This window comes from Streptomyces gobitricini (genome assembly GCF_039532985.1).
GTDB classification, from domain to species: domain Bacteria; phylum Actinomycetota; class Actinomycetes; order Streptomycetales; family Streptomycetaceae; genus Streptomyces; species Streptomyces gobitricini.
The window spans coordinates 38,919-57,371 of sequence record NZ_BAAASR010000006.1 but is presented as its reverse complement, the minus strand read 5'-3'; the positions used below and the strand labels follow the sequence as shown (position 1 = coordinate 57,371).

Sequence of the window (18,453 nt, the reverse complement as noted above, 5' to 3'; positions counted from 1 at the left end):
GCACCCCGCCGCCCCCGGCCGCGCCGCCCCCGCCGCCGTCCGCCCCGCCCCCGCCGGCCGCGCCCCCGCCCGGCCCCCGGCACGGCCGTGACTGGGAGGCGCCCCGCCGGGGCGGCAACGGCGACCCCCGTACCGGTCAGGCGGCCCCCGCCGCTCCCGTGCGGCTGCCCGGCGCCCCCGTGCCGATCGGCCCCGGGCCCCGCGTCGCCGACACCCGCGCCGCGTTCGCCGTCGACGCCGGTCCGGCCACCGGCTGGATCCGCCGCCCCGCCGGCGGCCCCCACGGCGCCGACCCGGCCCCGCCGGTCCCGGCCCAGCCCGCGCCGCCGGCGGGCCCGCCCGTCCCCGCCCCCACCGCCTCCCAGGAGCCCGAGGGCCCCGGGCACTGGCGGCCGTGGCGGTTCCGGATGTCCAACGACGTGTGGGGCACCCCGGCCGTCGCCGGCGACCTGCTGTACGTCACGTCCTTCGAGGTCCACGCGCTGGACGTCGGCACCGGGCGCCGCCAGTTCAAGACCCGGGACGTCGCCTGGTCCATGGTGGTGGCCGACGGGCGCATCCACGCCTCGGACGGGCCGTCCCTCTACGCCCTCGACGCGCTCGACGGCAGCGAGCGGTGGCGGCTGCGGACCGACGCCTGGGTGTACTGCCTCCGGGTCGACCGCGGCACCGTCGTCACCGGCACGCGCGGTGGCGGAGTGCAGGGCTGGGAGGCCGCCAACGGCGCCAGGCTGTGGGAGATCACGGGCGCCCAGACGGACTTCGAGACGCCCGAGGGCGGGCCGGTGATCCACGGCGACACCGTGTACGTGTGGCAGGACGCGCGGCTGCGCGCCCTCGACGCCCGTACGGGCACCGAGCGCTGGTCGTACCCGATCGGCGACGCCGCCTCCTGCGGCGGCGTTCCCGTGCGCGTCACGCCCGCCGAGGACGGTTACGTGTACGTGGCGGCCGGCACCCGGGTGCTGTCCGTCGACACCAGGTCCGGCCACGTCCGCTGGCACTTCGAGGCCCCGGCGGTCTTCCTCTCCCCACCCGCCTTCGCCCCCGGTCCGGCGGTCACCGGCGGCGGGGTCTACCTCGCCGACTACCTGGGCACGGTGTACGCGCTCGACGCCACGACCGGCAAGGACCGCTGGCGCATCGCCACCGAGTCCCGCCAGTCGACCGAACCGGTGCTCGTCGCGGACGGCAACGTCCACGTCGCCGGCGGCAGCGCGGTGTACACGCTCGACGCGGTGACCGGCACCCCGAAGTGGCGGTTCCCGGCCGGCGGGCCGATCATCGGCGCCCCGGTCGTGGCGGACGGCCGTCTGCACTTCGGCTCGGCCGACCACGTGCTGTACACGCTGGACGCGAGCGGCGGCCAGCTCCGCTGGAAGCTCACCACGGGCGGCGAGATCACCGGCTCGCTGGTCGCGCGCGCCGGGGTCGTCTACGCGTGCAGCAAGGACCGGTGCGTCTACGCGCTCGACGCGGTCAAGGGCACGGCGACGGGCCGGGGCGGCGCCGGCGGGCGCTAGTCGCGCCCGCGGCGCGGCCAGCGCGGCCGGTGGCCGGGTCCGTCCTGCCCGCGGCCCGGTTCGTCCGGCCCCGGGTCCGGCCCGCCCGGACGGTCGCCGTACCCCTCGTCGTGGCGGGGGTACTCGGCCGTCGGGGCGTCGCCCGCGTACGGCCGCTGTCCGTAGGCATGCCTGCCGGAGTCGTCGTACGGCTCACCGTGGGGCTCCCGGTACGGCTCCTCGTGGGGCTCCCGGTACGGCTCCTCGTGGCGCTCGGGTGCGCCCGTGCCGTGGCCGTGCCGGTGCCCGTGCAGCCGACCGTGCCCGCCCGCTTCGTGGGGTTCCCGCTCCACGTGCCTGCGGCCGGCCATCAGCGCGGCGGCCAGCAGCAGGAGTATGCCGCCGCCCGCCGCCAGGCCGGCGCCCTGGCCGAGGCCCGAGCCGTCGGACTCGACGCTCAGACCGCCGGCGGCCTGCCCCTGGCGGACCATCCACAGGATGGTGAAGCCCAGCACGATGAGCCCCGCGAGGGCGATCAGCCCCCGCGACCGCAGCATCAGGCCCACCAGCGTCACCAGCGCGGCGAAGGCGAACGGCAGGAGGAGCGAGGTCCAGAGATCGGCCTGCGAGCCGGTGATCCCGCCGAACAGGTCGGCGATGCGGTAATCACGGCCGTGACGGCCGTCGTACCAGGCACGGAAGGGGCTCCAGACGGCGGCCGTCGCTCCGACGAGAGCAAGGAGCGAGGCGATGACATTGCGGACCATCCTCAGCCTCCCTAAGAGGGTGCGGCTCTCGATCACGACGCTACGCCGCCCGGGGGAGGGGCGCCACACGGCGGGGCGGCGCCGGACCGCCGCCCCGGCTCGCTGAGGCGATGCCGTACAGCGGCACGGCACGGGCGACGGTGGCGAGTACGAGGAGCATCCCGCCGACCGCGCGACGAGGACCCCCTCTGACGGCCCCCGCCCGCCCTCACCGGACGCGCCGCCCCGCACCCCGGCACGGTCCCGGCCCGGCGAACGCCGAAGGGTGCCGAACGAGGTCGCTGCCCCGCCCCGCCCCACCCCACCGGACGCGGCGCCCCGTCCCGGCCTCGCCCCGGCACGGTCCCGGGGACGCCGAAAGGGTGCCGGACCGGCTCGGTCCGGCACCCTTTCAGCGGCTGCCTACTGGCGGGGGCCGATGGGCGCGTGGTTGTCGCTCAGCGTGGTGGGGCCGCCGGTGATGTACACGCTCTTCGTCGCGGTGGTGGGTCTGTCCCGGTCGCCGGCCGCCGCCGCGTGCGCGGACGTCACGACTCCGGTGACGGCGGCCACGACGAAGGCCATGGCCGGCAGGCGAGTGGTGCGGATCATGCCAACTCCTGTGCGGTTGCGTGACGCGCGTGCCGCGGCCGCGGCGGCTCCCCCTCCGCGCCGCCGCGGCCGCACCCCGTCGGACAGAGGACTCAGAGACCGGCAGGCGGGGCCGGCGTGTGGTTGTCGCCCATGGTGGTCACGAGGCCGTCCTTGGGCGGGACCGGAGTGTGGTTGTCGCCCAGGGTCACGAGGCCGTCCTTCGGCGGTGCCGGAGTGTGGTTGTCCCCCATCGTCACCATGCCGTCCTTGGGCGGGGCCGGCGTGTGGTTGTCCCCCATCGTGACGATCTCTTCGTTCCTCGTGTCGCTCATCGCAACTCCCCGTTGTCATGCGGTGCTGGGCTGCGCCCGTTCGGCCACTCCCCCGAGGATTTCCGAACGGGCGCATTGGGACCGCTCACCTTAGCGGTGAGTCCCAGGCGAACCGTCTGCCCCCCGACGCGACGGATCGTTGGATAAGAGAGTGCCGGGTGCGGATAAACGAACGCTGAACGTCCGCGTCGTGGCGGCTCAGGCGGCCGCGAGCGGCAGCAGCAGGCCCCGTACCCGCTCGGCCTCCGGGGCGTTCATCTGCTCGTAGAGAGCGAGCGCCTCGCACCAGCACGCCCGGGCTCGGTCCCGCTGGCCGAGGGCGTTGAGCGCCTGGCCCAGGGTGGTCAGCACATTGCCCCGCATGCGGTCCCCGCCGATGCAACCGTGCGCGAGAGCCTGCTCGGCGTGCTGCGCCGCGATGGCGGGACGACGGGCGGACAGGTGGGTCTCGGCGATACGGAAGTAGGTGGTCCCCTCCCAGAGTCGCTGGCGGTTCTTCCCGAAGCTGTACAGGGCCTCGTTGAACCGCTCCAGGGCCTCCGCGTGACGGCCGGCCCGGGCCAGCGCGACCCCCAGGGCGTAAAGGCCGTTGGCCAGCCGCAGTTCGCTGCCGATGTGCTCGTAGAGCTCGATGCCGTGGCGGGCGAGCGTGATGGCGCTGGCCGGGCGGCCGGTGATCAGATGAAGCCGGGAGAGGTTGCACAGGGCGCTCGCCTCCCCGGGCGGGTTCCCGTCCGCGCGCGAGCCCTCCCTCCCGCTGAGCAGGTGTTCCTCGGCCTCGGCGAACCGGCCCTGGTTGAGGGCGATGATCCCCCGGTCGTTGTCCGCCCAGTACACCGGCGCCACGTCGCCCACCTCGACGGCCAGCGCCCGTGCGGTGCGGGCCTCGTCGTCGGCCTCGTCGTAACGGCCCGCCACCAGGTGGACGTTGGTCAGGGTCGTACGGGCACGGGCCTCGGCGCGGGGGTCGCCGGCGGCGCGGGCCGCCTCGCGGGCGGCCACGGCAGCCGCTTCGTACTGCTTGGAGTTCGCGCCCGACTCCGCGAGGTCCTTCGCCGCCCACAGCAGGTCCACCGCGCGTCGCAGGCCCGCGCCGCCCGTGGCCTGCCGCGCACAGGCGAGGAGGCAGTTCGCCTCCGCGTAGAGCCAGTCGAGGGCCATGTGGCGATCGGTGAAGGTCAGACCGGCGTAGGTCGTCGGCTCCAGGTGGTCGACCAGACGGTCGCCGGGGCGCTCGATCGCGTAGACCCGGGCGGCCGTCGACAGGTAGAAGTCGAGGAGGCGGGAGAGGGCCAGGTCCCGCTCCGAGGGGGGCTGTTCGTCCCGGTCGGCGCACGCACGCGCGTAGAGGCGGACCAGGTCGTGGTAGCGGTAGCGGCCCGCGGCGGCCGACTCCAGGAGCGAGGTGTCGACCAGGGACTCCAGGAGGTCCTCCGCCTCGTGGAGGGGAAGGTCCAGCACGGCCGCCGCGGCCGCGAGGGAGATGTCGGGACCGTCGGCGAGGCCCAGGAGGCGGAACGCGCGGGCCTGGGCGGGCTCCAACTGGCCGTAGCCCAGCTCGAAGGTGGCCTTGACGGCGAGGTCGCCCGCCTGGAGCTCGTCCAGACGGCGGCGCTCGTCGGCGAGCTTGGCCGCGAGCACCGCGACCGTCCAGGTGCGCCGCGCCGCCAGGCGCGAGGCGGCGATACGGATCGCCAGGGGCAGGAAGCCGCACGCGGCGACCACGTCGAGCGCCGCCTCCCGTTCCGCCCGGACCCGCTCGGCGCCCACGATCTTGGTGAAGAGCTGGAGGGCCTCCTCCGGCGACATCACGTCCAGGTCCACCAGGTGCGCGCCCGCCAGGTCGACCATCCGGACCCGGCTGGTGACCAGGGCGGCGCACCCCTCCGTACCCGGCAGCAGCGGCCGCACCTGCGCGGCGTCCCGCGCGTTGTCCAGCAGGACCAGCACCCGCCGCCCGGCGAGCGCCGACCGGTACAGCGCGGCCCGCTCGTCGAGGGTGTCGGGGATGGCCGAGTCCTGGGTGCCCAGCGCCCGGAGGAAGGCGCCCAGCACCGTCTCGGGCTCCGCGGCGCGCGCGCCCGCGCCCTGGAGGTCCACGTACAGCTGCCCGTCCGGGAAGCGCGGGCGCGCCGCGTGGGCGACGTGCACGGCGAGCGTCGTCTTGCCGACCCCGCCGATGCCGGCGAGCGCCGACACGGCCATCACCGAGCCCTCGGCCGTGGCCAGCCGGTCGCTCAGCTCCCGTACGAACGCCGCCCGCCCGGTGAAGTCCGGCACCGTGGCGGGCAGCTGGGCCGGGCGCGAGACGGCGGGGGCGGGGGACGGCTCCTCCACCGGCCGGGCCAGCTCCGCGTCCGCCCGCAGGATGCGCTGCTGGAGCCGCGCCAGCTCGGGGCGCGGGTCGACGCCCAGCTCGTCGGCGAGGAGCCGGCGGGTGTCGGCGTACACGGCGAGTGCCTCCGCCTGCCGCCCGCTGCGGTACAGGGCCAGCATCAGCAGCTCCCGCAGCCGCTCGCGCAGCGGGTGCGCGGCGGTCAGCGCGGTCAGCTCCGACACCGCCTCGGCGTGGTGGCCGTACTCCAGGTCCAGGTCGAGCCGGGTCTCCTGCAGCTGGAGCCGCCACTCCTCCAGGCGGGCGCGCTGCGTCTCGGCGTAGGGGCCGGGGACGGACGCGAGGGGTTCGCCGTCCCAAAGGCCGAGCGACCGGTCGATCAACCCCCGGGCCCGGGCCCGGTCGCCGCCCACCCGCGCCTTCTCCGCCTCGGCGGCCAGCTCCTGCGCGACGTTCAGGTCGAGGGCGTCGGAGCGGCCCCGGATCGCGTACCCGCCCGACTCGCTGACCAGCACGCCCGGCGGGAGGACCTTGCGCAGCCGGGAGGCGTACGTCCGCACCGCGGCGAGGGCCTGCGAGGGCGGCTCCTCGCCCCAGATGGCGTCGATCAGTTCGGCGGCCGTCGCCGTGCGCCCGTCGCGCAGCAGCAGCGCGGCCAGCAGGGCCCGCTGCTGCGGGGATCCGGACGGCAGCGGTTCGCCACCGCGCCAGGCGCGTACCGGACCGAGCACGCCGAACCGCAGGTCGCCGCGCGGGCAGCCGTCGTACTCGCCGTGCCGTGCGTCGCGCGGGCCGTCGTGCTCGCCGTGCGGGCCGCCGCGCGGGTCGCCCGCGCCGGCGCCGCCGCCCGCCGCGGGACCCGGCTGTGGAGCGCGCTGCTCCGGCACTCGCGGCCCGTCTTCACGGTCCATAGCTCCCCCTGCCCGTACCGCTGGTCTCGCCCCCGACAGTCTGCCTTGTCGGTGGCGTTTGCGTCAGCAGTGGGTGACGCTCTGCACAAGGTCGTGACACGATCTCCCACCGGAGCGCCTGACAGCCCGTCAGGTGTGAGCCGCGGCGCTCGGCGGGGACACTGCCGTGTCCGTCGTCCTCGGGAGAGTCCTCGGGAGTCCGTCGCCCTCGGCCCGGCGGGCCCCTGCCTCCCGTGTTGGACGGTGAGGGCGTCCGGACCGATGGGAAGCCGCCTCCTCTCCACCCCCGCGCCGACGGCCCGGGCCGCTGTCAGTGGCGGCCGGTTCAATGGACCGCATGGTGAGCGAACGCGATCTCGTGGTCCGTGGTGAGGACTGGTACGGCCGGGAGCTGGGCTCCGGGACGACGTACACGGGCTGCACCTTCTACGACACGGACTGGACCGAGGTGGTGAACGAGGGGGCGGTCTTCGACGAGTGCGTCTTCTCGGGGGTGCGGTTCAACGCCTCGCGGCACACCGCCGCGGCGTTCACCAATTGCTCCTTCCGCAAGTGCGGCTTCTTCGACGCGCGCTTCGAGCAGTGCAAGCTCGTCGGCAGCCGCTTCGAGCAGTCGACGTTCGGGCTCCTGCAGGTCACCGGCGGCGACTGGTCGTTCGCCGGCTTCCGGGGCGCTGACCTGCGGAAGGCCGGCTTCGACGGCGTCCGGCTCCGCGAGGCCGACCTGACCGCCGCCCGCATGGAGGGCGCGAGCGTCGTGCGGTGCGACCTGTCCGGCGCGGCGCTCGGCGGCGCCACGCTGAAGGACGCGGACCTGCGGGGCAGCGACCTGTCCTCGCTGGACCCCCTGGCGGTGGAGGTGGCGGGCGCCCGGATCGACCTGGAGCAGGCGGCGGTCATCGCGACGGCGCTGGGGTTCGCGCTGGGCTGACGTCAGGGGCGGCGGGGGGTGGGGATGCGGGGTGGCGGTGGCCGGCGGGGGACGGCCGGTGGGGGACGGGGTCGCCGGTGGGGTCGGGCGGTGGCCGGTGGGGGACGGGGTCGCCGGGGCGCGGATGGCATGGCGGTGGGGTTTGGGTGCCGGGGCGCGGCGGCAGCATCCCGCCATGACTCTGACGCTCGCCGAAGCCGACAAGATCCTCGCCGACAACTTCGCGCCGTGGGTGCTGGAGCTCGGTCTGTCCGTCGTGGAGGCGGGTGAGGCGCACGCCGTTCTGCGGTTGCCGTGGGACGGGCGCCTGGCGCGGGAAGGGGGCGGGCTGTCGGGGCAGGCACTGATGGCGGCGGCCGACACCGCCACGGTGGTCGCGGTGTCCTCGGCGCGAGGGGCGTTCGTGCCCATGACCACCGTGCAGCAGTCCACCAGCTTCATGCGCGCGGTGACCGGCGCCGACGTGCTGGTGGACGCGCGGATCACCAAGCTGGGCAAGCGGATGGCGTTCGCGGAGATCACGATGACGGCGGAGGGGGCGGCGGAGCCCGCGGCCCGGGCCTCCACGGTGTACGCGCTGCTCGGCTGAGGCCCGCCCCCCTGGGTGGCGCGGCGGCCATCCCGCCGGACCCCGGGGGCGGGTGCGGTGACCGGCGGACGGCCCTGGGATCCGGTAGGGCGCGGCTGCCCGGGCGGGTGCGGGTCCGGTGCGGACTGGCGCGGGCCGGGGCCGGCGCGGGTGCGGGTGCGGGTGGTGGGGGCGGGGCCTCCGGGCTCGACTTCGCGAGGCCGGCGGCCTCGGGCCCCGTGTGTACGGGAGTCCTCCCGCCGGCCTCGCCCCCCGTGGGGACGGCCCCGCACGGCCCGTCGGGCCGGACGCGGGTGCGGGCCGGTGCCGGTCGCGATCGGGTCCGGACGGATCGCGGGGGCCGTCGTGGGCGCGCCGTCCGAGGCTTCGAGGGGGTCGGTGCGGGCCCGGGACACCGGGGCGCGACGCCGCACGCGTACAACGAGCCGCCGTCGTTCGTGCTGCCCGGCCGAAAACAGTGCGGGAAAATTTAGAAACGGGCAATTCGGACACCGCTGCGGTTCCCGCATATCGGACGGTGCGGTTTTCACCTACCAATCGGTCGGCGCAGGTTGGAGGCGATCTTATTTTCATTGCCAGGAGGCACATCCGTCCGTGCAATGCAAGGCAAAGATCGCGGACTTCCTTCTTCCGGATGTGGAAACCGCAGCACCTAACGTCCTTCACATGACTCAGGTGGAAGCGCGGCCCCAGGCCGGAGACACGGTAATGAGCGGCTCCCAAGGGGGCGTACGCAAGAAGGGGCTCGGCGACAACTCGGTCGGGCTCATGGGCGGTGCCGTCATCGGCGTGTCCACCGTCGCCCCCGTCTACTGCCTGACGGCCACACTCGGCCCCACGGTCAGTGAGGTCGGGCTGCAGATGCCCGCCATCTTCCTCGCCGGCTTCCTGCCGATGCTCCTGGTGGCCTTCGCCTACCGCGAGCTGAACCGCGCGGTGCCGGACTGTGGAACGTCCTTCACCTGGTCGGTGAAGGCCTTCGGGCCGCGTGTCGGATGGATGTGCGGCTGGGGCCTGCTCGTGGCCACCATCGTGGTGCTCTCCAACCTCGCGGGTGTCGCGACCTCCTACTTCTACCTGCTCCTCGGTGAGGTCACGGGCAGCGGTTCGATCGCGGCCCTCGACGGCAACAAGGCCGTGCACATCGCCACCACCCTCGCCTTCATCGCGATCGCCACGGCCATCAGCTACCGGGGCATCACCGCCACCAAGTGGGTCCAGTACGCCCTGGTCGGCCTTCAGCTCTCCGTCCTGGTGATCTTCGCCTTCATGGCGATCACCAAGGCCCCGGAGGCCGCCGGGTCGCTCGACTTCTCCTGGTCCTGGATGAACCCCTTCGGCGTGGAGTCCTTCGCCGCCTTCACCGCCGGCCTCTCCCTGTCGATCTTCATCTACTGGGGCTGGGACGCCTGTCTGTCCATCAACGAGGAGAGCACCGGCAGCGCCCGGACGCCCGGCCGCGCCGCCATGCTCGCCATGGTCGTGATCGTCGCCTCGTACCTGATGATCGCCATCGCCTCCCAGATGTACGCGGGCATCGGCGATACGGGCACCGGCCTGGGCAACCCCGACACCGCGGACAACGTGTTCGCCGTGCTCGCCGAACCGATCATGGGCTCCGGCCTCGGCGTCCTGCTCTTCCTCGCCGTCGTCGCCTCCGCGGCCGCGAGCCTGCAGACCACCTTCATCCCGGTGGCGCGCACCGCCCTCGCCATGAGCACGTACAAGGCCATGCCGTCGTCCTTCGCCAAGATCCACCCGCGCTTCAGGACCCCCGGCCGCGCCACGGTCGTCGCGGGCGTCGCCACCGGCCTCTTCTACGCCGTGATGTCGCTGGTCAGCGAGAACGTCCTCATCGACACCATCTACGCGCTCGGCCTGATGATCTGCTTCTACTACGCGATCACCGCCTTCGCCTGCGTCTGGTTCTTCCGCCGCGAGCTGCGCCGCTCGGCGCGTGACCTGGCGGTCAAGGGCATCTTCCCCGGCCTCGGCGGTCTGATGCTCACCGCCGTCTTCGGGCAGACGCTGTACGACATCCGGGACCCGGCCTACGGCAGCGGTTCGTCGGTGTTCGGCATCGGCTCGGTCTTCGTGATCGGTGTGGGCCTGCTGCTGCTCGGCGTGGTGATCATGATGGTGATGCAGCGCCGCAGCCCGGAGTTCTTCCGCGGTGAGGTCCTCACCCAGGAGACCCCGGCCCTCGTCGTCGCGGACTGACACACACCTGAGCCGGAAGGGCGGGCACCGTGGGACGGCACGGTGTCCGCCCTTCCGTATGCGTACGATCCGGCAGCGGGGCAAGGTGGACGGTATGTACGACCTCAACGCCATCGCAGAGGAACACCTCGTCAACGCCCACGCCGACGAGCACGGCCGCAGCGCCAACCTGATCCTGCGCGACCCGCCACTGCGGCAGAGCGTCATCGCGCTCACCGCCGGCACCTCGCTCGACGAGCACAACACCCCGCCCGCCGCGTCCCTTCAGGTGCTGCGGGGCGTGGTGAGGGTGACGGCCCAGTCCGGAGACGTGGAGCTGACCATGGGCTCCCTGTACCTGCTGCCGCCCGAACGGCACGGGGTGACGGCGGTGACGGACGCGGCGGTCCTGCTCACCGCCGTCAACGACTGAGGGACGTCACCCGCGCGGGCCTGCCCACGGTGTCGCGTCCGCGTGCCACCGGGTGGACGCCGACGCCGACGCCGCCGTGCCCGGGACCCCCGGCCCGGCGGGCCCGCCGGTCACTCCTCCCCGAGGAACACCGGGTTCGTGAACGCCGCGAGCGCGCCCGGCAGCCCCGGCGCCAGGGTGACGCCACGTTTTTCCGAGGAGCGCGGGACGGGGCGGGCAGTGGAAGTGCCGGCTGACTGCGGGTGGCTCTCGAGTGTCATCGCTCTCCAGTGCGACGGAATCGGCACCCGGACAGCGAGCAGGTGCCCCCCAGCCTCGCTGCGCCGTGAAGCAGACGCAGGAGCGCCCCGAACCGTCCGATCCAGGATGTTTCCGTGTGCTGCTGAGTACTCCAGCCGTGGATCGTTATGTGCCCCGGTCGCGGGATTGTCCGCCGCTGGCGGAAACTCGGATGATCCGAACGCACCATCCGGTTAGGGTCGGCCGGTGCCCAAACTGAAGCGGCTGCATGCCGGCCATGCCCCGGCGGTCCTCGCCTTCGAGCTGGCGAACCGCGCCTACTTCGCTGCCTCGGTCCCCGACCGCGGCGATGACTTCTTCGACAAGTTCACCGACCGGTACGGTGCCCTGCTGGCCGAGCAGGAGGCCGGCATCTGCGCCTTCTACGTGCTCGTTGCCGAGGACGGCTCGGTTCTGGGCCGGTTCAACCTGTACGACATCGAAAACGGCACTGCTGAGCTCGGTTACCGGGTCGCGCAGCACGTCGCCGGCCGCGGCGTGGCGACCACGACCATCCGGGAGCTGTGCCGGCTGGCGGTGGCGCGGCACGGGCTGCGCACCCTGCGGGCGGGTACCTCCCGTGAGAACGTCGCGTCCCAGAGGGTGCTGATCAAGGCCGGGTTTGCCCTGGTCGGCCCGGCCGACCTCGGTGGTAGGTCAGGCCCCTGGTACCAGCGCGACTTGGTACTGCAGCAGTAGAGCGTGATCGTGCTGGTGGGCCGGCTGCGGGAAGGCCGCGGCCACCGCTGATCGTGGGTGTGTGAAGACAAACGATCGTGCCGCTTCAGGCCTCCGGGTCGATGCCCGACGGCAGCGCCTCCACGACGAAGAACAGGAAGCAGGGCTTGGTCGAAAGGTCGCGGAAGCCGTCGGGGAACAGATCACGGGCGGCTGGGGCAGGCTGCGGCTCGCGGATGACGGACAGACGGAATCCCGCGCTGGTGAAAGCGTCGATCATCGCGTGCAGCGGCTTGCGCCATACGTGCTCTGGAGGGAGGGCCGGTTGGACTTCGGGGCGGTGCAGTCCCGCGCCGCCTCCCCCAACCGGGCGCGAGTCCTGGCGGTGGAGCTCCCCAGCGACCTACGCGGACTGGGACGTCCTGTACCACCCGCCTGGAGGAGCGGTAGTCCCGGGACTTCGCCGCGAGGCTCCGCGCTTCGGCCCTCAAGCCTGCGACCCGCTCCCGTTCTACGGTGCGCCGAGAACACGCTTGGTGGTCTGGCGGCGGTGTTCCTGGGGGTCCCCTGTTACGGGCAGGCACTCGGCGAGCAGGTCGACGACGTCGCGCCAGGCTCGCTGCGCGTGCCGTGGGTGGTAGCCGACGCCGGGGACCACGGGGTGGCCGACCGGCGGGTGGTGGAAGGCGTGCAAGGCGCCGCCGTAGACCGCGAGGCGCCAGTCGACACCCGCGGCCTGCATCTCAGCGGTGAACGCGTTCCGTTGCGCGGGCGGCATGATCGGGTCTTCCGACCCGACCCCGGCCCACACCGGGCAGCGAATGCGTGCCGCCTCGCCCGGTCGGCCCGTGGTCAGTGCGTTGACTGTGCCGATCGCGCGCAGGCTGACGCCGCCGCGCCCGAGTTCCAGCGCGATGGCGCCCCCGGTGCCGTAGCCGACGGCGGCGATCCGGTCGGGGTCGGTCCGCGGTTCGGTGCGCAACACGTCGAGTGCCGCACGGCCGATGCCCCGCATCCGGTCGGGATCAGCGAGCAGGGGCATGCAACGGGCCAGCATCTCCTCGGGGTCGCCCAAATAGCGCCCGCCGTGAAGGTCGAAGGCCAGTGCTACATATCCCAGCTCGGCGAGAGCATCGGCCCGGCGGCGCTCGACGTCACTGAGCCCCATGCCCTCCGGTCCGAGCAGTACCGCGGGCCGGCGGTCGACACCGGCCGGGAGCGCGAGGTGCCCGGTCATCGTCAAACCGTCGGCCGGATACTCGACCGTACGCGTCGTAATCGTCGTCATGAACTGGACCGTAGTGATCGTCGAGCCCGGTCCGGCCGGGTGTTCTGCCGGTGGCAGAACAGCGCGGGTTTCCTTCTGAAGTACGGCGAGGCTCGCGGAACGAGACTGTAGTAGTTGGAGAAGCTGGTGGAGCCGGTGTTCAGGCCGGGTCGGCATCCGCCGGCGCCGCCCGGTCTGTCGGTGTGGAGCGGATGAACTCTCCGATCAAGGCGGAGATCAGCTCGGGCTGGTCGCGCATGACCCAAGTGAGGCTGTCAGGGACGGCCTCCAGCCGGGCGTCGGGCAGCATCGCCGTCAGCCGCTCTGCGTGCTCGAACGGGAAGAGCCGGTCCTCGGGTGCGAAGGCGATCAGGGCGGGCTTGTCGAAGGAGGTGAGCCTCCTCGCGGCGTCGAGGAGGGCAGCGGGGACGAAATCTCGCGTGACCTTGACGCAGTCGTGCCGGACACCGGGGTCGCCGAAGAACGCCTCGACCCACTCGTCGATGAGGTCGTCGGGCAGCGCGCGCTTGGTCAACCAGCCGTACGCGCAGGGCAAGCGGCGCGCGGCGCGCAGCCGCAGTGACTGGAAGGCCAGGGTGAGCAGTCCCGGAACGCGGGATGCCGGCACGAGCGGTCTGAACCAGGCCGGCGGGCAGTTGTCGAAGCACTCGCCGTCGGTGAGTACCAGACGGCCAATCCGCTCGGGATGGTTGGCCGCGACGATCTGGGCAAGCCCGGCGCCCATGTCGTTGCCGACCAGCGTCACTTCGCGCAGGTCGAGACCGGCGAGCAGGTTGGCGACCAGGTGGGCGATCCCTGGCAGGCTGAGGTCAGTGTCAGGGTTCAGAGGGGTCCGGTGGGCGCCGAGCGGCAGGTCGGGTCTGATGCACCGGAATCGTGGTGTCAGCCGGTCGACGACCGGGTCCCACAGTCGGCCGTCCATGAGGTAGCCGTGCAAGAAGAGGACCGGTTCCCCCTCTCCGGTGTCGCGGTAGTGGATGGTTCCCTGTGCGAGCGCGACCTCCGGCATTCATGCACTCCTCGCGCTAGAATTAAATACATACTGCATGTACGCAGATTACGTGCAGGCTGTATGGACATCAAGGGGGCAGGATGGAATCCACCAGCAGTAAGCACGCGCAGCGTTCCCAGGCCACCCGGGCGGCGCTCGTGACGGCCGCCCGGCAGCTTTTCGCCGAGCGCGGGTATGCAGGCGTCGGAACCGAGGAGATTGTCCGGGCCGCAGGCGTGACCCGCGGAGCGCTCTACCACCAGTTCCGCGACAAGGCCGACCTGTTCGACGCCGCGGTGCAGGCGGTCGAGGCCGAAGTCACCCAGCGGATCGCCACCCAGGTCCTGGCGACTGCGGCCGATCCGGTCCAGGCCCTCCAGGCTGGGGCGCGCGCCTTCCTCGACATCTTTGCCGAGCCGGAGTTGGAGCGCATCCTGCTGCTGGATGCCCCAGGGGTTTTGGGCTGGCAACGCTGGCGTGAGATCGGTGCGGACCACGGCCTCGGGGTGATCACGGCGACCTTGGAGGCGGCGATCGCGGCCGGGGCTCTGGCTTCCCAGCCCGTACGCCCGTTGGCCCACCTCCTTCTGGGCGCGCTCGACGAGGCTGCCCTCATGGTCGCCCACGCCGAGGACCCCGAGGCCACGCGCGCGGAGATGGCTGCAGCCCTGGAACGTCTGCTGGAGGGGTTGCTCGCCCCGCGTGGGACTGAAACGTCCGACTCTGCCCCGTAGTCGGTGGTAGCTGTACGGAAGCCCGGACCAGGCTGAGGCGTGCTTGGAGGTCAATCCCTCGGGGGTGTGGTGTTTTCGGCGCTGTTCGCGCCGGTCGTCGAGGGTGTGGCGGACGAAGGTGATCTGGTCCGGGTAGTGGCAACCGTCCGGCCATGGAAACCGTGCACCCGCCTGGTCGGCGTCCCACAGACCGGACACGGCACCGGATCCCCCCGGGTACACGCGTACGCGTACGACACCCGGATCCCCCGCAGCCCGCGCGGCACTTCCACCGGCAGGTACACGTAGTCGGGCGAACCGGTCGGCAGGGTGCCGCGCAGCACCCGCTCGGTGTCCCCGGCGGCGAACCTCGCACCGCCGCCCACGGCCAGGCCGCCCGCCGCGCCCGTCACGAACCGCGACCGGTGAACTTCCCGCCAACCCGGAGCTACGGTCTCGGAATTCCGCGCCGCGCGCCATACGTTGGGCCGTCATGCGCATCGCGACGACGATTTTCCTCACCGACCAGACCATCACCCCGGTACGGCTCGCACGTGAACTGGAGCAGCGCGGCTTCGCCGGCCTCTACCTGCCGGAGCACACCCACATCCCCGTCGAACGCACCAGCCCCTACCCGGCGGGTGGCGACCTGCCGCCCGAGTACGGCCGCACCCTGGACCCCTTCGTCGCGCTCGGCCAGGCGGCGGCCGTCACGGAGCGGCTGGGCCTGGGCACCGGCATCACGCTCGTCGCCCAGCACGACCCGATCGACCTGGCCAAGCAGGTCGCCACCCTCGACCACCTCTCCGGCGGCCGCTTCACCCTGGGCGTCGGTTACGGCTGGAACCGCGAGGAGGCCGCCGACCACGGTGTGCCCTGGACCGCCCGCCGCGAGCGGACCCGTGACCGGATGGCCCTGATGCGCGCCCTGTGGGCCGCCGAGCCCAGGGCGTACGAGGGCGAGACCGCCTCCGTGCGCGCGTCCTTCGCCTACCCCAAGCCGGCCGGCGGCGCCCCCCGCACGCTGATCGGCGGCGCCGCGGGCCCCAAGCTGTTCGCCCACATCGCCGAGTACGCCGACGGCTGGCTGCCCATCGGCGGCCGGGGCCTGACCGAGACGCTCCCGGTGCTGCGCGAGACCTGGGAGAAGGCGGGCCGCGACCCGGACGCCCTCCAGGTCGTCCCGTACGCCGTCCACCCCTCGGCGGGGAAGCTCGCGCACTTCGCCGACCTGGGCGTCACCGAGACGGTCGTCCAACTCCCGCCGTCCGGCGAGACCGACGTGCTGCGTACGCTCGACGAGTACGCCCGGTACGTGTAGGGACCCCGTACTCGTATGCTCGGGCCATGACCGACGACCAGCCCGGACGCCCCACCGCCAACGCCATGCGACGTGCCCTGAAGCGGGCCAGAGACGGTGTGGCGCTGGACGTCACCGAGGCCGCCGTCCTGCTTCAGGCGCGGGGCGCGGACCTGGAGGACCTGGCCGCGTCGGCCGGGCGGGTGCGGGACGCCGGCCTGGCGGCCGCCGGGCGGCCCGGGGTCATCACGTACTCGAAGAGCGTGTTCATCCCGCTCACCCGGCTGTGCCGGGACACGTGTCACTACTGCACGTTCGTGACCGTGCCCGGCAAGCTGCGGCGCGCCGGGCACGGGATGTTCATGTCGCCCGACGAGGTGCTGGACATCGCGCGCCGGGGCGCCGCGCTGGGCTGCAAGGAAGCCCTGATCACCCTGGGCGACAAGCCCGAGGACCGCTGGCCCGAGGCGCGGGAGTGGCTGGACGCCCACGGCTACGACGACACCCTCGCGTACGTACGCGCCATGGCGATCCGCGTCCTGGAGGAGACCGGGCTGCTGCCCCACCTCAACCCGGGCGTGATGTCGTGGACCGACTTCCAGCGGCTCAAGCCCGTGGCGCCGTCCATGGGGATGATGCTGGAGACGACGGCGACCCGCCTGTGGTCCGAACCGGGCGGCCCGCACCACGGTTCGCCCGACAAGGAGCCGGCGGTGCGGCTGAGGGTGCTGGAGGACGCCGGCCGTTCGTCGGTGCCCTTCACCAGCGGGCTGCTCATCGGGATCGGCGAGACGTACGAGGAGCGGGCGGAGTCGCTGTTCGCGCTGCGCCGCGTGGCGCGGGCGTACCACGGCATCCAGGAGCTGATCATCCAGAACTTCCGCGCCAAGCCGGACACGGCGATGCGCGGCATGCCGGACGCCGGCGTGGACGACCTCGTCGCCACGGTCGCCGTCGCCCGGCACGTCATGGGCCCCTCCGCCTGCCTCCAGGCCCCGCCGAACCTGGTCGACGAGGAGTACGGGCGGCTCATCGGCGCGGGCATCGACGACTGGGGCGGGGTGTCGCCGGTCACCATCGACCACGTCAACCCCGAGCGCCCCTGGCCGGCGATCGAGGCGCTGGCGGAGAGGTCGGCGGCCGCCGGGTTCGAGCTGCGTGAACGTCTCTGTGTGTACCCGGAGTTCGTGACGCGCGGCGAGCCCTGGCTCGACCCGCGTCTGCTGCCGCACGTCCGCGCGCTCGCCGACCCGGCCACGGGGCTCGCGAACCCCGGCGCGGAGGTGCGCGGCCTGCCCTGGCAGGAGCCCGACGAGGGCTTCACCGCCACCGGCCGCACCGACCTGCACCGCACCATCGACACCACCGGCCGCACCGCCGACCGGCGCGACGACTTCGACGAGGTGTACGGCGACTGGGAGGCGCTGCGGGAGGCCGCCGCGCCCGGCATGGTGCCGCAGCGCATCGACACCGACGTACGCGAGGCCCTCACGGTCGCCGCCGGCGACCCGACGAGGCTCACCGACGACCAGGCCCTCGCCCTGCTGCACGCCGACGGCCCGGCGCTGGACGCGCTGTGCCGGATCGCCGACGACATCCGCCGTGACGCGGTCGGTGACGACGTCACCTACATCGTCACCCGCAACATCAACTTCACCAACGTCTGCTACACCGGCTGCCGGTTCTGCGCCTTCGCCCAGCGCCGTACGGACGCCGACGCCTACACCCTCTCCCTCGACCAGGTCGCCGACCGCGCCCAGCAGGCGTGGGAGGTCGGCGCGGTCGAGGTGTGCATGCAGGGCGGCATCCACCCGGACCTGCCGGGCACGGCGTACTTCGACATCGCCCGCGCCGTGAAGACCCGCGTCCCCGGCATGCACGTCCACGCCTTCTCGCCGATGGAGGTCGTCAACGGCGCCACGCGCACGGGCCTGTCGATCCGCGAGTGGCTGACGGCCGCCAAGGAGGCCGGCCTCGACTCCATCCCGGGCACCGCCGCCGAGATCCTCGACGACGAGGTGCGCTGGGTCCTGACGAAGGGCAAGCTGCCGACGGCGACCTGGATCGAGGTGATCACCACCGCGCACGAGCTCGGCATCCGGTCGAGTTCGACGATGATGTACGGGCACGTCGACCAGCCCCGCCACTGGCTCGGGCACTTCCGCACCCTCTCCCGTGTCCAGCGGGAGACCGGTGGGTTCACCGAGTTCGTCACCCTGCCCTTCATCCACACCAACGCCCCCGTCTACCTCGCCGGCATCGCCCGCCCCGGCCCCACCGCCCGTGACAACCGCGCCGTCACCGCCATGGCCCGCGTCCTGCTCCACCCGCACATCCCCAACATCCAGACCAGCTGGGTGAAGCTCGGCACCGACGGTGCCGCCGAAATGCTCCGCTCCGGCGCCAACGACCTGGGCGGCACCCTCATGGAGGAGACCATCTCCCGTATGGCGGGCTCCTCCTACGGCTCCTACAAGTCGGTCCGGGACCTCGTCGCCGTCGCCGAGGCCGCCGGCCGTCCGGCCCGCCCCCGTACCACCCTGTACGGCGAGGTCCCGGAGGAGCGGCGGCGGGCGGCGGCGGCGTCCGACGGTCACCTCCCGGAACTGCTGCCGGTGCTGACAGACTGATC

General features: G+C 73.1%; 16 protein-coding genes. 9 read left to right on the top strand and 7 right to left on the bottom strand.

Features of this window, described 5'->3' with window-relative positions; translation table 11 throughout:
* The coding region (locus tag ABD347_RS05905) for an outer membrane protein assembly factor BamB family protein (RefSeq protein WP_344357267.1) at positions 1-1,523 on the top strand (1,523 nt) is incomplete at its 5' end.
* Here the strand turns inward: ABD347_RS05905 and ABD347_RS05900 are convergent.
* The 4 genes from ABD347_RS05900 to afsR all read right to left on the bottom strand — a co-directional run bounded on the left by ABD347_RS05900 (position 1,520) and on the right by afsR (position 6,420).
* Positions 1,520-2,269, bottom strand: a complete 750-nt coding sequence (locus ABD347_RS05900; RefSeq protein WP_344357265.1) for a hypothetical protein — start codon at positions 2,267-2,269, stop codon at positions 1,520-1,522. The two genes, ABD347_RS05905 and ABD347_RS05900, sit on opposite strands and share 4 nt — an antisense overlap.
* Before the next feature lie 402 nt (positions 2,270-2,671).
* Positions 2,672-2,860 carry a hypothetical protein gene (locus ABD347_RS05895; RefSeq protein ID WP_344357263.1) on the bottom strand — a complete coding sequence of 63 codons (189 nt, stop codon included), beginning with the start codon at positions 2,858-2,860 and terminating at the stop codon, positions 2,672-2,674.
* A 92-nt stretch (positions 2,861-2,952) separates the two neighbouring features.
* Positions 2,953-3,174, bottom strand: coding sequence for a hypothetical protein (locus tag ABD347_RS05890; RefSeq protein ID WP_344357262.1), 222 nt, complete (start codon positions 3,172-3,174; stop codon positions 2,953-2,955).
* Positions 3,175-3,372: 198 nt separating this feature from the next.
* Entirely contained in the window at positions 3,373-6,420 is a 3,048-nt protein-coding gene (gene afsR, locus ABD347_RS05885) for an SARP-family global regulator AfsR (protein WP_344357259.1), read from the bottom strand.
* A gap of 337 nt (positions 6,421-6,757) precedes the next feature.
* Here afsR and ABD347_RS05880 point away from each other — a divergent pair, with 337 nt between their 5' ends.
* The 5 genes from ABD347_RS05880 to ABD347_RS05860 all read left to right on the top strand — a co-directional run bounded on the left by ABD347_RS05880 (position 6,758) and on the right by ABD347_RS05860 (position 11,550).
* Positions 6,758-7,351 carry a pentapeptide repeat-containing protein gene (locus ABD347_RS05880; protein ID WP_344357256.1) on the top strand — a complete coding sequence of 198 codons (594 nt, stop codon included), beginning with the start codon at positions 6,758-6,760 and terminating at the stop codon, positions 7,349-7,351.
* 175 nt (positions 7,352-7,526) lie between these two features.
* Entirely contained in the window at positions 7,527-7,940 is a 414-nt protein-coding gene (locus ABD347_RS05875) for a PaaI family thioesterase (RefSeq protein ID WP_344357254.1), read from the top strand.
* A 666-nt stretch (positions 7,941-8,606) separates the two neighbouring features.
* Entirely contained in the window at positions 8,607-10,160 is a 1,554-nt protein-coding gene (locus tag ABD347_RS05870; protein ID WP_344357253.1) for an APC family permease, read from the top strand.
* Positions 10,161-10,254: 94 nt separating this feature from the next.
* Positions 10,255-10,572 (top strand): cupin domain-containing protein, encoded by a 318-nt coding sequence (locus ABD347_RS05865; protein WP_344357881.1) that lies wholly within the window; start codon positions 10,255-10,257, stop codon positions 10,570-10,572.
* Between the two features lie 486 nt (positions 10,573-11,058).
* The gene (locus ABD347_RS05860; RefSeq protein ID WP_344357251.1) at positions 11,059-11,550 is read left to right on the top strand and encodes a GNAT family N-acetyltransferase; all 492 of its coding nucleotides are present in this window, start codon (positions 11,059-11,061) and stop codon (positions 11,548-11,550) included.
* 85 nt (positions 11,551-11,635) lie between these two features.
* On the opposite strand, the gene ABD347_RS05855 is transcribed toward ABD347_RS05860, so the two are convergent.
* The 3 genes from ABD347_RS05855 to ABD347_RS05845 all read right to left on the bottom strand — a co-directional run bounded on the left by ABD347_RS05855 (position 11,636) and on the right by ABD347_RS05845 (position 13,826).
* Positions 11,636-11,809 (bottom strand): hypothetical protein, encoded by a 174-nt coding sequence (locus ABD347_RS05855; RefSeq protein ID WP_425575584.1) that lies wholly within the window; start codon positions 11,807-11,809, stop codon positions 11,636-11,638.
* A 231-nt stretch (positions 11,810-12,040) separates the two neighbouring features.
* Complete coding sequence (locus ABD347_RS05850; protein ID WP_344357250.1) at positions 12,041-12,817, bottom strand: dienelactone hydrolase family protein; 777 nt, start codon at positions 12,815-12,817, stop codon at positions 12,041-12,043.
* A 139-nt stretch (positions 12,818-12,956) separates the two neighbouring features.
* On the bottom strand, positions 12,957-13,826 hold the full coding sequence (locus ABD347_RS05845) for an alpha/beta fold hydrolase (RefSeq protein WP_344357248.1): 870 nt from the start codon (positions 13,824-13,826) through the stop codon (positions 12,957-12,959).
* An 83-nt stretch (positions 13,827-13,909) separates the two neighbouring features.
* On the opposite strand from ABD347_RS05845, the gene ABD347_RS05840 reads away from it, so the two are divergent.
* The 3 genes from ABD347_RS05840 (at position 13,910) to ABD347_RS05825 (ending at position 18,451) form a co-directional block, all read left to right on the top strand.
* Positions 13,910-14,542: a TetR/AcrR family transcriptional regulator gene (locus ABD347_RS05840; protein ID WP_344357246.1), complete on the top strand. Its 633-nt coding sequence runs from the start codon at positions 13,910-13,912 to the stop codon at positions 14,540-14,542.
* A 472-nt stretch (positions 14,543-15,014) separates the two neighbouring features.
* The gene (locus ABD347_RS05830; protein WP_344357244.1) at positions 15,015-15,842 is read left to right on the top strand and encodes an LLM class F420-dependent oxidoreductase; all 828 of its coding nucleotides are present in this window, start codon (positions 15,015-15,017) and stop codon (positions 15,840-15,842) included.
* Between the two features lie 26 nt (positions 15,843-15,868).
* Positions 15,869-18,451, top strand: coding sequence for a bifunctional FO biosynthesis protein CofGH (locus tag ABD347_RS05825; RefSeq protein ID WP_344357243.1), 2,583 nt, complete (start codon positions 15,869-15,871; stop codon positions 18,449-18,451).
* The last annotated feature ends 2 nt before the right edge of the window (positions 18,452-18,453 follow it).

Coding starts and splice junctions, on each gene's coding strand:
- ABD347_RS05870 (WP_344357253.1), top strand. CDS start 8,607: ATGACTCAGGTGGAAGCGCGGCCCCAGGCCGGAGACACGGTAATGAGC.
- afsR (WP_344357259.1), bottom strand. CDS start 6,420: ATGGACCGTGAAGACGGGCCGCGAGTGCCGGAGCAGCGCGCTCCACAG.
- ABD347_RS05895 (WP_344357263.1), bottom strand. CDS start 2,860: ATGATCCGCACCACTCGCCTGCCGGCCATGGCCTTCGTCGTGGCCGCC.
- ABD347_RS05845 (WP_344357248.1), bottom strand. CDS start 13,826: ATGCCGGAGGTCGCGCTCGCACAGGGAACCATCCACTACCGCGACACC.
- ABD347_RS05850 (WP_344357250.1), bottom strand. CDS start 12,817: ATGACGACGATTACGACGCGTACGGTCGAGTATCCGGCCGACGGTTTG.
- ABD347_RS05875 (WP_344357254.1), top strand. CDS start 7,527: ATGACTCTGACGCTCGCCGAAGCCGACAAGATCCTCGCCGACAACTTC.
- ABD347_RS05880 (WP_344357256.1), top strand. CDS start 6,758: ATGGTGAGCGAACGCGATCTCGTGGTCCGTGGTGAGGACTGGTACGGC.
- ABD347_RS05865 (WP_344357881.1), top strand. CDS start 10,255: ATGTACGACCTCAACGCCATCGCAGAGGAACACCTCGTCAACGCCCAC.
- ABD347_RS05890 (WP_344357262.1), bottom strand. CDS start 3,174: ATGAGCGACACGAGGAACGAAGAGATCGTCACGATGGGGGACAACCAC.
- ABD347_RS05855 (WP_425575584.1), bottom strand. CDS start 11,809: ATGATCGACGCTTTCACCAGCGCGGGATTCCGTCTGTCCGTCATCCGC.
- ABD347_RS05840 (WP_344357246.1), top strand. CDS start 13,910: ATGGAATCCACCAGCAGTAAGCACGCGCAGCGTTCCCAGGCCACCCGG.
- ABD347_RS05900 (WP_344357265.1), bottom strand. CDS start 2,269: ATGGTCCGCAATGTCATCGCCTCGCTCCTTGCTCTCGTCGGAGCGACG.
- ABD347_RS05830 (WP_344357244.1), top strand. CDS start 15,015: ATGCGCATCGCGACGACGATTTTCCTCACCGACCAGACCATCACCCCG.
- ABD347_RS05825 (WP_344357243.1), top strand. CDS start 15,869: ATGACCGACGACCAGCCCGGACGCCCCACCGCCAACGCCATGCGACGT.